Genomic DNA, 13,296 nt, shown 5'->3' with positions numbered 1-13,296 from the left:
TTCGCAGATGCAGAAAATCAAGCCCAAAATTTCTATCTCAAACGGCCAATCGTGTAGGTTGGGTTGATCTTTTCTTTTTGAATATAGCCAGTTAGGGATTCTTCGTGCGGATGATGTGTTGTTTTCGTTTCAGCTGCGGCCAAACCGCCCGAGATAAACAGTGTATCGATTCCCTCACCCATGCCGCCCAGAATGTCGGTGTGCGGGCCATCACCAATGGCCAGGATGTCTCCATCCGAGATGTCTGCGCCCAGTTCCTGTAGCCTGCGACGGGCCAAATCGTAGATAGGGGGATGAGGTTTGCCAAAATAGAGACTTTCGCCACCCATTTCAGTGTAAAGCTTCGCCAGGGCCCCTGCGCACCACTCGCGCACCTCACCCCGATCCACCACGATATCTGGGTTCGCACAGAGCAGTTTCATTCCCATTTGCTTGGCATATAGGAAATCCGCGCGGTTCACATCCGGGTCCGCCATGGGATCAAAGGGCCCGCAACATACGATCCCTTCAGCCTGATCCAGCGGAACGCGGTCGATATGGATCGGATGATCCAACAGTTTCAACGGTTCGAAAAAACCAGCGTCGCGTTCCCATTCTCCCATGAAATAGACCTTGTGCCCAACAACACCGCGGAACATGGCAGACCGAGCAGAATCTCCGCTGGTCGCGATGGTGTCATAGGCATCGTCTGGCACGTTGAACTGCGCCAATTGCGAGGCAACCCCGGCCCGTGGTTTGGGCGAGTTGGTTACCAGAACGACCAAACCGCCCGCCGCGCGATAGGATTGCAACGCAGCCACCGCTTCGGGAAACGCCGTAATACCGTTGTGGACGCATCCCCAGAGGTCGACAAACAGCGCCTTGTAACGGTCCGAAATCTCGGTCAGTGAGGAGATAATCTGGGTCATAGGCTCTCTTTCAGCGATGGGGCGCGGGTTGCCTAGGCTATGGCAGACAGAAACAGGTTTTGCCAGAGGGGGGGCGCTGCCCCCGCCGCCCTTTGGGCGACTCCCCCGGGATATTTGCGGCCAGATGAAGCAGGGATCCAATCTTCATCTGGCTCTAAATATCCCGGAGCGCGAGGCAGAGCCTCGCAAAAAGAAGAAAGGCGCCCAATTGAGCGCCTTGGTATCTCAGGTTGTCTGCGATCAAACTTTCAGATTTGGGATGATCTGCTTTTTGCGGCTCATGACGCCGGGCAAGACCACGATGTCTCCTTCAACGGCAGCGTCAAAGCTCTTTTCGGCAACGCTTTTGACCAGATCGTTGGGCACCAGCAAGGTGGCTTCTTCGTTCAGAATGTCGACGACGAACAGTAGCACCTGATCCACGCCGTCTTCCTTGGCGACGTCTACCATCGAGATGGCCAGGTTGTCTTTGCGATCCAGCACAACGCCAGGCGCTGTGGTTTCCAGAACCGAGACGCGGAACTTGGTGCCGTCCACTTCGTATTCCTTGCTGTCCATGCGGATCAGTTCGGCATCCGAGAAAGACGAAACATCCGATTTCGCTGCGAACATATCGGCGGCATAGGCTGAGACATCCAAGCCCAGTTCAGCGGCCAGTTTTTCTGCCACGGCGCGGTCATGCGCGGTGGTGGTGGGCGAGCGAAATTCCAGTGTGTCCGACAGGATACAGGTGAGCGCCGCGCCTTTGACAGCGTCGGGCATCTTGGCCGTGTCGTCACCGATCAGGTCGATCATGATAGTTGCTGTGCAGGCGAGCGGGCGCACAGTGATGTCAATCGGGCCTTTGGTTTCCAGACCACCAACCAGCTTATGGTGGTCGATGATGGCGCGAATATCCGCGTTGTTGACGCCAGTGGGCAGTTCGGCCGGGTTGTTGGTGTCGACGATGACAACTGGCGCGTCTGGCTCCACATCCGAGATGATGCGCGGTTTGGGCAGGTCCCAACGCTGCAGCATAAAGGCAGCCTCGGTGTTGGGTTCGCCCAGCAACACGGGCTCGGCCTGTTCGCCTTTGATTTCGTTCAGGTACCAGGACCACAGGATCGGCGAGCCTGTGGAATCGGTATCCGGAGATTTGTGACCAAATACAAGGGTTGTCATGACAGTATCCTGAGGATTGTAGTTTTGCGCGCCTTATAGGTTGGTCCAAACCAATTGTCACCAAGAGCTTCGCGCATGCGACGGTTCGTCTGATGCGTAGTGGGTAGTGACCGAATACCTAAAAGGGTGCGGGGGTCAGCGTGTATCCGGCCTGTTCCAGTAAGGCCAATAGCCCGAAATCATCACCTAAGTGGCCAGCGCCCACCGCGATGACGGCGGTCTGGTTCTGGATGCTCAGGATGTGCTCCATCCAATTGGCATTGCGCTCTATCAGCATCTTATGTTCGAACCGGTCCCATTCGGCTGCGTATTCGATTTCAGACAGTCCCGACGCCTCAAGCCCCTGTAGCCGCGCAAGTTGCAGAATCTGGGCGTGCTTTTCTTCCAGATAGGCGTTGGCCATCGTGGTCAGGTGATTGGCGTCGCTTTGTAACGCGCCGGTCATCCGAACCAGTGATTCCACCTGATCTTGCATCGGAAGATCGTCAAACATGGTCATAAGGTCTTCGACCCGTTCAAGGGAATGCTGCGGGATGTCATGGGCCTCGGCCAGATCGGTCAGCCGCGCATCCATTCCATATTTGGCATCTGGGCTCTGCATCAGGCAGGGCGGGATGCCCAGCATCATACTGAGAAACCAGGGGCGCATCTTTGCCGCCATCCAGCTGGGGATGCCACGTTCCGCCAATGTGTTGGACAGCTTCGCCCAGTCCTCAGCGCTCATCAGGTCGATCAATGTGGGCCCTGAGGTGATCATGACCGGGCTGAGATCCTGTGCGAGACCCTGTTCAAATGTCTTCATCTCGGCCTGAGTGACCTCGAAGTAAAAGGCATCGGCCTGGCTGAGGGCAGGGGTCAGGCGTTCGATCACCGCATCCATGCGAGGATCATTGGTATGGAGCGTTCCGATCAGGTGCAGCGTGGTGTCCCCTTTGCGGGCAACCCAATGGTTGCCTTCCGCATAGGGAATGTTGGCGAGGGATTGATCCAGGCGGTCCTGCTGTGCGGTAGACATCAGCGGGCGCAGGTCGTGCCCTTCGCAGGTGGCGTGTACCGCAGCGGGCAGCAGCATAAATCCGATCAGGGCCAACAGGCGCATGTGCGATCCTCCGGGATGGGTCAGGCAAGGACTTAGTCATGCAAATGCAGCATATTCAAGGCGACGCATCTGGTATTTCTGTCGGAAACCCATAGCATCGGGTCATGGAGCGCGAGCAGGATCTTTATCCCCCGATCAAGGCGTTGTTAGAGCGTCAGGGTTATACCGTGAAGGGCGAAGTGGGCCCGGCGGATATCATGGCGGTGCGCGACGGATCTGACCCCGTGATTGTCGAGCTGAAATTGCGGTTTTCTCTGGCCTTGTTTCATCAGGCCATTGCGCGGCTAAAGATCACCGATCAGGTCTATATCGGGGTGTGCAAGCCAAAGGGACGCACCGCACGGCGGGCACTGAAGGACAATCTGGCGATGTGCCGTCGTCTGGGTCTGGGGCTGATCACTGTTCGTGCCGATGGCGCGGTCGAAGTGCAGTGTGATCCCGGGCTCTACGCGCCGCGAAAGAACAAGGTCAAAGCAGCGCGCATGCTGCGGGAATTTGATCGACTGGAGGGTGATCCCAACGCTGGTGGTGCGACTCGGTACGGGATTGTGACTGCATATCGGCAGGACGCACTAAAATGCGCCGCGCATCTGGCAGAGCACGGCGCAACCAAAGGTTCTGAGGTTGCGGTTGCGACCGGTGTTTCTGTCGCCACACGCTTGATGCGTGAAAACCATTATGGCTGGTTCGATAAGGTTGAGACAGGTGTTTATGGCCTGTCCTCTGCGGGTGAAGAGGGGCTGAAGCACTGGGCATATAGCTGGGAAGATGCGGATGAAATCTAGCCACGCGGATGGGCTTATTCACTCAGCATGCGCTTCGATCTCGGCGATCATTGCGCGGCCAATATCGGAAATCACAGCGTTGCGTTTTGCAAAGGATGCGTTTGTTTCGGTGAGATAGATGGCCGTCAGATAGGTGCGTGGCTCTGGGGTTTGGAGAAAAGCGATGATCGCGCGGCTACCGTGGCCGCCAGCGCCGGTCTTGTCCCCGATTGTCCAACCTTCTGGGACATGAGGGCGGATGAGTTCGTCGGCGACCTGATCTTCGATCATCCATTGCCTGAGTTGAGCGGCGGAGGCTGGTGAAAGGCGCGTGCCATCCAGCAGCCGTTCCAACGTCTCCAAAATCGCCCGGGGCGTTGTTGTATCGCGTGGATCACCTGGTGTGGCTTGGTTCAGCGCGGTTTCCCAGCGATCAAGGCGGGTGATGGTGTCGCCTGTAGTCCGCAGAAAGCCGGTTAGTTCACTGGGTCCGCCCAATCGCTGCAACAACAGGTTGGCTGCGGTGTTGTCGCTGATCGTTATGGTTGCTTTGCACAGGTCTCGCACGGTCATGCCGGTTTCTACGTGCTTACTGGTGACAGGCGAGTAGTCGACGAGGTCAGATGATTGATAGGTAACGCGTTCCGATAACGCTTGGGTACCTGTGTCGACCCCTGCCAAAATCGCGCCGCACAAAAGAGGTTTGAATGTGCTGGACATCGCAAACCGTTCATCCGCGCGATAGGCAACCTCCAATCCGCTGTCGACCTCGTACAGCAGCACCCCAATCCGTGCGTCAAGTTCGCGCTCCCATGCCTTAACAGTATCAGTCAGGCTCTGCGCTTGAACCGGCGTGGCCGGACCTGTGGTCACATAAGTCAAAAGTAGTAGACCGACAGCAAGAAATTGAAATCTGCGCATCGAATTTGCCCCATATTGTTTTTGTCGTGGCCTACCTATGCAGCTGGTCTTCGCAAACAACCACATGACCGATCAGGTTTGGCCAAAAAATTTCGCTTCAACTTGTTGACTCGCTTCTTTCGACACCCTAGCTATGCCGCGTTATCACTCGAACCCACTGAGTGCTAACGCCTCACCGACAGGTGAGGGGAGGATAGATAAACTTTGAGCCCAAGGAGCTACAAAGATGGCATTGAAACCGCTTCATGACCGTGTGCTGGTTCGCCGTACCGAAAGCGACGAAAAAACCGCAGGCGGACTGATCATTCCCGACAGTGCAAAAGAAAAGCCCAGTGAAGGCGAAGTCGTTGCGACCGGCGAAGGCGCCCGCAAAGACAGCGGCGAGCTGATCGCAATGGCGGTCAAAGCTGGCGACAAGATCCTGTTCGGCAAATGGTCGGGCACCGAGGTTCAGGTCGACGGCGAAGAGCTGCTGATGATGAAAGAAAGCGACATCATGGGGATCATCGAGTAAGCGCTTGCTTCACTCTGATCTTCATCTCAATAGATTTTCTCAAGGAGAGACAACATGTCTGCAAAGGACGTCAAATTTGACACCGATGCCCGTAACCGCATGCTGGCCGGTGTGAACATCCTGGCCGATGCTGTCAAAGTGACCCTGGGCCCCAAAGGCCGCAACGTGGTGCTGGACAAATCCTTCGGCGCACCGCGCATCACCAAAGACGGTGTTTCGGTTGCCAAGGAAATCGAACTGGAAGACAAGTTCGAAAACATGGGCGCGCAGATGGTGAAAGAAGTCGCCAGCCGCACCAATGACGAAGCCGGTGACGGCACCACCACTGCAACCGTTCTGGCTCAGTCCATCGTCAAAGAAGGCCTGAAGCAGGTTGCTGCCGGCCTGAACCCGATGGACCTGAAGCGCGGCATCGACCTGGCAACGGCCAAAGTTGTTGAAGGCATCAAAGCTGCTTCGCGTGAAGTCAAAGACTCGGCAGAAGTTGCTCAGGTTGGCACCATCTCGGCCAATGGCGAAGCTGAAATCGGCAGCCAGATCGCAGACGCGATGCAGAAGGTTGGCAACGAGGGCGTTATCACCGTCGAAGAAAACAAAGGCCTGGAAACCGAGACCGATGTTGTCGAAGGTATGCAGTTCGACCGTGGCTACCTGTCACCTTACTTCGTCACCAACGCAGACAAGATGATCGCAGAACTCGACGACTGCATGATCCTGCTGCACGAAAAGAAACTGTCCTCGCTGCAGCCAATGGTTCCGCTGCTCGAGCAGGTGATTCAGTCGCAGAAGCCGCTGCTGATCATTGCTGAGGATGTTGAAGGCGAAGCGCTGGCAACTCTGGTTGTCAACAAACTGCGCGGCGGCCTGAAAATTGCTGCTGTCAAAGCACCGGGTTTCGGCGATCGCCGCAAAGCCATGCTGCAAGACATCGCGATCCTGACCGGCGGTCAGGTCATCAGCGAAGATCTGGGCATGAAGCTCGAGTCTGTCAGCATGGACATGCTGGGCACCGCCAAGAAGATCGAGATCACCAAAGACGAAACCACCATCGTTGACGGTGCTGGCGAGAAAGCTGAGATCGAAGCACGCGTTGGCCAGATCCGCACTCAGATCGAAGAAACCACCAGCGACTACGACCGTGAGAAGCTGCAAGAGCGCGTTGCCAAACTGGCAGGCGGTGTTGCTGTTATCCGCGTCGGCGGCATGACCGAAGTTGAAGTGAAAGAGCGTAAGGACCGTGTGGACGATGCTCTGAACGCAACACGCGCTGCTGTACAAGAAGGCGTCGTCGTGGGCGGCGGTGTTGCTCTGGTTCAGGCCGGTAAAGCACTGGAAGCTCTGAAAGGTGCAAACGCCGATCAGGACGCTGGCATCAACATCGTTCGCAAGGCCATCGAAGCGCCGCTGCGCCAGATCGCCGAGAACGCAGGTGTTGACGGTGCGGTTGTTGCGGGCAAAGTCCGTGAATCTTCGGACGCGGCATTTGGCTTCAACGCTCAGACCGAAGAATATGGCGACATGTTCTCGTTCGGTGTGATCGACCCTGCCAAAGTTGTCCGGACCGCTCTGGAAGACGCGGCATCGGTTGCTGGCCTGCTGGTCACCACCGAAGCGATGGTTGCTGACAAGCCCGCCAAAGAGGGCGCGGCCCCTGGCGGCGGTATGCCCGACATGGGCGGCATGGGCGGCATGATGTAAGCTGCTTAGGCCTTAGTGCTTATCGACGGGGTCGCCTTCGGGCGGCCCCGTTTCGTTTTGAATGCCCGCTTTGCGGACATGCCTCCGGCGGAGGTATTTTTGAACAGAAGAAGCTGCGGTGCGTTTGCAGGAATGTGAGTGTGCAAAGCTGACAGAAGCAGGTATGCGATTGGGATGAAGTTGTTTTTGCTGACCGCCCTGACCATGTGCGCCTTTGCGGCGAATTCGATCCTGAACCGGCTGGCGATTGACAGTGGTGCCAGCGATCCTGCCAGCTTTGCAGTTGTACGCGTTCTGGCTGGCGCGGTGGTTCTGAGCCTATTGGTGTGGGGGCGCAAGGGTGGAATGCCGCTGCGTTCTAGGCGGCGGGTTCTGGGGGCAGGGTCCCTATCCTTGTACATGATTGGGTTTTCGGTGGCCTATTTGACGCTGGATGCGGGTCTTGGGGCGCTGATCCTGTTCGGGGTTGTGCAGATATCCATGTTTGTGATTGGCGCATTGACTGGGACGACACCCACAGGACGCCAAATTGCAGGTGCTGCGGTCGCTTTGGGCGGCTTGACCTTTGTACTATGGCCGACCGAGGCGGTTCAGGTAGACGCAGCGGGAGCTGCGCTGATGGTCGCCGCTGGTTTTGGTTGGGCGATCTATTCTTTGGTCGGACGGTCCGAGTCAGACGCCTTGGCCGGGACAGCGGCGAACTTTGTTGTCGCGCTTCCCGTAACGACGTTGGCACTGGTTTTCTTGGGGGGCGACTGGCAGATCAATGTAACCGGATGTGCGTTGGCTATTTTGTCAGGCGGGGTCACGTCGGGCCTGGGATATGCGCTTTGGTACCGGGTCTTGCCGCAACTCGCGCCCTCGGTTGCCGCGGTGGTTCAGCTGAGTGTGCCAGTGATCGCGATTGTCGGCGGTGTGGTCCTGTTGGGTGAAGTTGCAGGCGCGCGGCTGTTGGCTGGGGCAGCTTTGGTGCTGGGTGGCATCGCCTTGGCCGTTCTGCGCCGGACCCAAGGGTAGGTCTTCCCTCAGCCCCTCATAGGCAGTATTGGGCGGTCATGAGAATTCTGCTCGCCCTCATTTTCCTGTGCCTGCCCGCAGCGGCCAGCGCCAAATGTGTCATCCTGTTGCATGGCCTGGCGCGGACCGAGGCGTCGTTCTCGGTGATGGAGCAGTTGTTCAAAGCCCATGGCTACACCGTCATCCGTCCGGGCTATCCGTCGACAGATCTGGGCATTCCCGAACTGGCTGAACAGACACTGCCCGATGCGTTTGCAGCCTGCGGTGAAGATACAGCCAATGTTGTCGCGCATTCCATGGGCGGTATCTTGTTGCGATATTGGCTTCAGGACAACGCACCGGAAAACCTGGGCCGTGTCGTCATGCTGGGCCCTCCCAATCAGGGCAGCCAACTTGTTGACGAACTTAGCGCATGGGAAGTGTTCGGTTATCTGAACGGCCCCGCCGGATTGCAACTGGGCACTGGGCCTGAAGGCATCCCCCAAAAGCTACCGGCAGTGGAGTTCGAACTGGGTGTGATCGCGGGCGAGAACTCATTGAACCCGGTGTTTTCTTCACTGATCGATGGGCGGGACGATGGTAAGGTTTCGGTCCGAACCACCAAGGTGGATGGCATGGCGGATCATATCGTTTTGCCGGTGACACACACGTTCATGATGAACAATCCGCGCGTGATGGCACAGGCCCTGCATTTCATCGAGTTCGGTGAGTTTGATCCACAGATAACCTGGCTGGATGGGGTCACTGACATCATTGACGAGATTTGCATCGGGCAGGACTGCTCTGAGCCAGAGTCGGAGCCAACCAGATGACCACGCTGGAGCTGACGCTGTGCAACGCCGAAGTGCTGTTGCCGAGCGTAGGGCTGACACAGGTGCCCGTAGCAATAGCTGATGGGCAAGTGCAGGCCTCAAGCGCTGGGCGTCAGATTGACCTGACGGGTTTTTTGGTTCTTCCGGGAATCATCGACCTACATGGTGACGGTTTCGAACGCCATATCGCCCCGCGCCGGGGTGCCATGAAGCAAATGAACGAGGGCATTTTGTCGGTTGAGGCAGAGCTGGCGGCAAACGGGATCACCACCGGAGTACTGGCGCAGTTCTATAGCTGGGAAGGTGGCGTGCGCGGCCCCGATTTTGCCGCACAGGTCTTTGCCGCGATAGCTGCGGTTAGGGACAGCACCGTCACCGACTTGATCCCTCAGTTAAGGTTCGAAACCCACATGCTGGACGACTATGCCGATCTGGCTGTTCGGATCAAAGACTGGCAAGTGCCTTACGTGGTCTTCAACGACCACTTGCCACATGACCGGCTTACGCAGGGCAAAAAACCGCCGCGCCTGACCGGGCAAGCGCTGAAAGCAGGGCGGAACCCGGATGTTCATTTCCAGATGTTGCTTGATATGTATGCCCGTCAGGCAGAAGTTCCCGCTGCGATCGAAGCACTATGCGCTAAGCTAGAAGGGCTGGGTATTCACCTCGGCAGCCACGACGATGCAACCGCAGATGCCCGGGCATGGTGGCGGGAGCGCGGTGTTCACATCTCTGAATTCCCCGAAACTCTGGAAGCGGCCGAGGCTGCACGTTCGGGTGGGGATCACATTATCCTCGGTTCACCCAATGTGGTCCGGGGTGGGTCACACAAAGGAAATGCCAGCGCTGTTGAACTGATTGCCATGGGGCTCTGTGACGCGCTGGCCTCGGACTATCACTACCCCAGCCCGCGCCGTGCGGCGTTGATGCTGGCTAAAAGCGGCGTGCGGGATCTGGCTGGCGCCTGGGATTTGATCTCATCAGGTCCCGCGCGTGTTCTGGGCCTTGAAGACCGAGGCACGATAGAGCCGGGCAAACGCGCTGACCTTGTCATTCTGGATCGGAAGAGCCACCGCGTCGCCGCCACACTGGCCGGAGGACGCATCAGCTACATGTCCGGGGACATCGCTGCCCGGTTCATCTCTTAAACCCGGTCCGCTTCTCTTGTTCACAAATACCTCCGCCGGAGGCATCACGCGTCAGCGTGATTTCTATGCGCGCGTGATCCGGTTGAAATGTCCCATCTTCCGGCCTGCCTTGACCTCTGCCTTACCGTAGAGGTGCAGGGCGACGTCCTGTTCCTGAGCCAGCTCAGGAACGCGGTCCATATCGGCGCCGATCAGGTTTTCCATCACGACATCCGAGTGACGCTGCCCGTCCCCCAAGGGCCAACCAGCCACAGCGCGGATATGCTGTTCGAACTGATCGACGGCGCAACCATTCTGCGTCCAATGGCCAGAGTTATGGACGCGCGGCGCGATCTCATTCACGATCAAACCCTCGGGTGTCACAAACAATTCCACACCCAACACTCCCACATATTCGAGTGCATTCAGGATGTTGGCCGCCAGCAGGATCGCGTCGGTGCGTTGCGCTGGGTGCAGGCGCGCAGGCACGGTGGTCGTGTGAAGAATACCGTCCCGATGCACGTTTTCGCCCGGATCGAAACATGCGACCTGACCGTCCAGCCCGCGTGCGGCAATAATTGACACCTCATGGCTGAAATCAACGAACCCTTCCAGGATCGAAGGCGCGCCATTCATGTCGGCCAAGGTCGCTTCGGCATCCTCGGGTGTCTGCAAACGCGCCTGACCTTTGCCGTCGTAACCGAACCGGCGGGTTTTCAGGATGGCCGGGGTTCCGATCTGATCAATTGCGGCCTCAAGGCTGCTCAGATCTGACACATCCGCAAAAGGCGCTGTGTTCAGGCCCAGCTCCTGCAAGAACCGCTTTTCGGTCAGCCGATCCTGACTGACGCGCAAGGCTTCGCGTCCAGGGCGAATAGGGCGATGCGCTTCTAATATATCCAGCGCCTCGGTTGGGATGTTCTCGAACTCATAAGTGATGACATCAACCGACTCTGCAAAGGCCCTCAGCGCCTCGGAATCGTCGTAAGCCGCCGTTGTCACCCGATCTGCGACCTGACCGGCAGGTGGGTTCGCACCGGGCTCGTAGATATGGCTGACAAAGCCCAGCCGCGCCGCCGCGACTGACAGCATGCGGCCCAACTGACCACCGCCCAGAATTCCAACCTTCGCACCGGGGGCCAGCATCTGTGTCATCATCAGGTCTCCAACCGTTTGCCGATCGCGGCCAGGGCAGCGTTCAGCGCGTCATGTGCCTTGCCCGACCGTAGCGCATCGGTCATTTGCAGGCTCAGCGTTCCGTCCGTGGCCAGCGCGTCGCGCTCTGCCGCAAGTTGCCCTGCTTTGCCCTTTTCCATCGCGGAAAGGAAGCCCGAGATCAGTTGTGTCGTATAAAATTCCGCACCGTCTGCGTTTCCGGTTTGACCGGCCAACCAATCTGCTCCGGTCGCCATCAAATCCAGCATCCCGGGAACCATGGCGCAGATCGCGAAATGGGCGTTCAGCGCGGCCTCGTCAGCGACCTTGATCACTGGGTTTTCCGGTTCGAAGAGATCGGCCAACAGGCGATCATTGCCTAAAGCGGCCAATGGGCAACCACCGGTTGCCAGAAAACCCAGGGGGATGGTCTGCACGAAATCCGACGCAGGTGCACAGAGCTTTGCCAATTGATCTGTCGAAACGGCGGCCATTACAGAAACAATCTGTTGATCCGCGCGAAAGATCAGAGGTGTCAGAATATCAGCGGCCACCTGTGGGCGCAGACACAAAAACACGATGTCCGATGCGTCGACAACGGATTGTGCATCCGCGACGGTTACACCCAGTTCTGATTTGAGTTGCCCGGATACCTCGGTATTGCGTGTCGTGACCCAGATGTCATGACCTTTGGTCGCCAGAATGCGCACCATTGGGGCCGCGATATGGCCGGTTCCGACAAAGCCGATCCGGCTCATCCTTCGGGTTCTTCTGCGATAGAGGCTGACAAAGTCATGCGCCATGCGTCCAGCCGCTGGGCCAAAGCGTCATCCTGCAGTGCCAGGATCCCTGCGGCCATCAGCCCTGCGTTTGCACCACCGGCTGATCCGATGGCCATGGTGGCAACCGGGAAACCTTTGGGCATCTGCACAATGGAATACAGAGAATCAACACCTGACAGAGCACGGGTCTGAACAGGAACGCCAATCACCGGCACCCGAGTTTTTGAGGCCATCATGCCCGGTAGATGCGCCGCACCGCCCGCGCCTGCGATGATCACGTTCAAGCCGCGTTCGACGGCAGTTTTACCATAGTCCCACAGGCGATCCGGCGTGCGGTGGGCCGACACGATACGCTTTTCATAGGCGACACCCAATTCGTCCAGAATATCTGCGGCTTCCTTCATCGTGGGCCAGTCCGACTGGCTACCCATGATGATCCCGACTTTGACGTTACCCATCCGCTTGATCCCCGCCCTGTTCGCAGAGCGCGAACTATATCCAAATCCGCCTTCGTGGCAATGCGTTAAGCCGATATCAGGCGATGATGTCCGGCGTTAGACGATCCTCGATAAGGCGGATGATATCCTTCAGGCGCAGCTTTTCTTTTTTCAGCCGCCGCAAGGTCAGCTGATCTGCCGTCCCGCGGTCATGCAACGCTTCGATGGCTTCGTCCAGATCACGGTGCTGCCGGCGGAAAACTTCAAGCTCAACCCGCAAAACGTCATCGGTTTTCATCGAAAGATCGGTGGGCGCGTTCATTGGCGACTCGGGCTGGTTGTGGTGCTTACTCAACAAGATAGTGTGTCAGACGTTATCACGCCAGACCTTGTGGACATCCTGGTTTCTTCCCATATTCTATAGTGCGCGGTTGCCAGAACGGGGCCGCACCACACGTCGCTTTGGCAATAAAGGACGAGAAAACGTGTCAAAACTTACTCTTGGCTCATACCCGCATCTTTTGGGGTTCGAGCAGTTGGAACGCCTTTTGGAACGGTCTGCAAAGGCCGGTAACGAAGGGTACCCGCCCTATAACATCGAACAGACGTCGGATTTTTCGTACCGGATTACCCTGGCTGTCGCCGGGTTTGCCGAAGAAGACCTGTCGATCACCATCGAGGATCGCCAACTTGTGATCCGTGGCCGTCAGCGTGACGATAGCGAGGGGCGCATCTTCCTGCACCGTGGCATCGCGGCGCGCCAGTTTCAGCGCATGTTTGTGCTGGCCGACGGCGTCGAGGTGGGCGAGGCGATCATGGAGAACGGTCTGCTGCATGTGGATCTAACCCGCGCCGTGCCGGAAACCGTGGTGCAGACAATCAACATACGGAAGGGGTAAGA

At 57.6% G+C, this 13,296-nt stretch carries 15 protein-coding genes; 7 read left to right on the top strand and 8 right to left on the bottom strand.

Annotated features, from left to right (window positions below; genetic code table 11):
* Nucleotides 1-32: 32 nt before the first annotated feature.
* The 3 genes from ACR0DH_RS08955 to ACR0DH_RS08945 all read right to left on the bottom strand — a co-directional run bounded on the left by ACR0DH_RS08955 (nt 33) and on the right by ACR0DH_RS08945 (nt 3,168).
* Nucleotides 33-908 carry a TIGR01459 family HAD-type hydrolase gene (locus tag ACR0DH_RS08955; RefSeq protein ID WP_480548820.1) on the bottom strand — a complete coding sequence of 292 codons (876 nt, stop codon included), beginning with the start codon at nt 906-908 and terminating at the stop codon, nt 33-35.
* A 240-nt stretch (nt 909-1,148) separates the two neighbouring features.
* Entirely contained in the window at nt 1,149-2,069 is a 921-nt protein-coding gene (locus tag ACR0DH_RS08950; RefSeq protein WP_480548822.1) for a manganese-dependent inorganic pyrophosphatase, read from the bottom strand.
* 118 nt (nt 2,070-2,187) lie between these two features.
* Entirely contained in the window at nt 2,188-3,168 is a 981-nt protein-coding gene (locus ACR0DH_RS08945; protein ID WP_480548824.1) for a TraB/GumN family protein, read from the bottom strand.
* Between the two features lie 104 nt (nt 3,169-3,272).
* Between ACR0DH_RS08945 and ACR0DH_RS08940 the strand changes: the two genes are divergently transcribed.
* Nucleotides 3,273-3,953: a DUF2161 domain-containing phosphodiesterase gene (locus tag ACR0DH_RS08940; RefSeq protein ID WP_480548826.1), complete on the top strand. Its 681-nt coding sequence runs from the start codon at nt 3,273-3,275 to the stop codon at nt 3,951-3,953.
* Nucleotides 3,954-3,971: 18 nt separating this feature from the next.
* On the opposite strand, the gene bla is transcribed toward ACR0DH_RS08940, so the two are convergent.
* The gene (gene bla, locus ACR0DH_RS08935) at nt 3,972-4,853 is read right to left on the bottom strand and encodes a class A beta-lactamase (protein WP_480548828.1); all 882 of its coding nucleotides are present in this window, start codon (nt 4,851-4,853) and stop codon (nt 3,972-3,974) included.
* A gap of 226 nt (nt 4,854-5,079) precedes the next feature.
* On the opposite strand from bla, the gene groES reads away from it, so the two are divergent.
* From groES to ACR0DH_RS08910, 5 genes are all read left to right on the top strand, one after another.
* A complete protein-coding gene (groES, locus tag ACR0DH_RS08930; RefSeq protein ID WP_170536247.1) occupies nt 5,080-5,367 on the top strand; it encodes a co-chaperone GroES in 288 nt (95 codons plus the stop codon).
* A 54-nt stretch (nt 5,368-5,421) separates the two neighbouring features.
* On the top strand, nt 5,422-7,065 hold the full coding sequence (groL, locus tag ACR0DH_RS08925; protein WP_480548830.1) for a chaperonin GroEL: 1,644 nt from the start codon (nt 5,422-5,424) through the stop codon (nt 7,063-7,065).
* 174 nt (nt 7,066-7,239) lie between these two features.
* Nucleotides 7,240-8,082, top strand: coding sequence for a DMT family transporter (locus ACR0DH_RS08920; RefSeq protein WP_480548832.1), 843 nt, complete (start codon nt 7,240-7,242; stop codon nt 8,080-8,082).
* A 38-nt stretch (nt 8,083-8,120) separates the two neighbouring features.
* Nucleotides 8,121-8,894, top strand: a complete 774-nt coding sequence (locus ACR0DH_RS08915) for an alpha/beta fold hydrolase (protein ID WP_480548834.1) — start codon at nt 8,121-8,123, stop codon at nt 8,892-8,894.
* On the top strand, nt 8,891-10,042 hold the full coding sequence (locus ACR0DH_RS08910; protein ID WP_480548836.1) for an alpha-D-ribose 1-methylphosphonate 5-triphosphate diphosphatase: 1,152 nt from the start codon (nt 8,891-8,893) through the stop codon (nt 10,040-10,042). The genes ACR0DH_RS08915 and ACR0DH_RS08910 overlap by 4 nt, the downstream gene beginning before the upstream one ends.
* Before the next feature lie 63 nt (nt 10,043-10,105).
* Here ACR0DH_RS08910 and ACR0DH_RS08905 read toward each other — a convergent pair whose 3' ends face one another.
* The 4 genes from ACR0DH_RS08905 to ACR0DH_RS08890 all read right to left on the bottom strand — a co-directional run bounded on the left by ACR0DH_RS08905 (nt 10,106) and on the right by ACR0DH_RS08890 (nt 12,717).
* Nucleotides 10,106-11,176, bottom strand: coding sequence for a 5-(carboxyamino)imidazole ribonucleotide synthase (locus tag ACR0DH_RS08905; RefSeq protein WP_480548938.1), 1,071 nt, complete (start codon nt 11,174-11,176; stop codon nt 10,106-10,108).
* A 2-nt stretch (nt 11,177-11,178) separates the two neighbouring features.
* Nucleotides 11,179-11,979, bottom strand: coding sequence for an NAD(P)-binding domain-containing protein (locus ACR0DH_RS08900; protein ID WP_480548838.1), 801 nt, complete (start codon nt 11,977-11,979; stop codon nt 11,179-11,181).
* Nucleotides 11,931-12,416 carry a 5-(carboxyamino)imidazole ribonucleotide mutase gene (purE, locus tag ACR0DH_RS08895; protein ID WP_480548839.1) on the bottom strand — a complete coding sequence of 162 codons (486 nt, stop codon included), beginning with the start codon at nt 12,414-12,416 and terminating at the stop codon, nt 11,931-11,933. Before purE ends, ACR0DH_RS08900 begins: the two co-directional genes overlap by 49 nt.
* Before the next feature lie 76 nt (nt 12,417-12,492).
* On the bottom strand, nt 12,493-12,717 hold the full coding sequence (locus tag ACR0DH_RS08890) for a YdcH family protein (RefSeq protein ID WP_170536261.1): 225 nt from the start codon (nt 12,715-12,717) through the stop codon (nt 12,493-12,495).
* Nucleotides 12,718-12,880: 163 nt separating this feature from the next.
* On the opposite strand from ACR0DH_RS08890, the gene ACR0DH_RS08885 reads away from it, so the two are divergent.
* Nucleotides 12,881-13,294: an Hsp20 family protein gene (locus ACR0DH_RS08885; protein ID WP_058275530.1), complete on the top strand. Its 414-nt coding sequence runs from the start codon at nt 12,881-12,883 to the stop codon at nt 13,292-13,294.
* Nucleotides 13,295-13,296: the final 2 nt, after the last annotated feature.

The organism is Ruegeria sp. I1 (assembly GCF_056532675.1).
The sequence above is the reverse complement of the archived record's forward strand: the minus strand, read 5'-3'. Positions and strand labels throughout refer to the sequence as shown.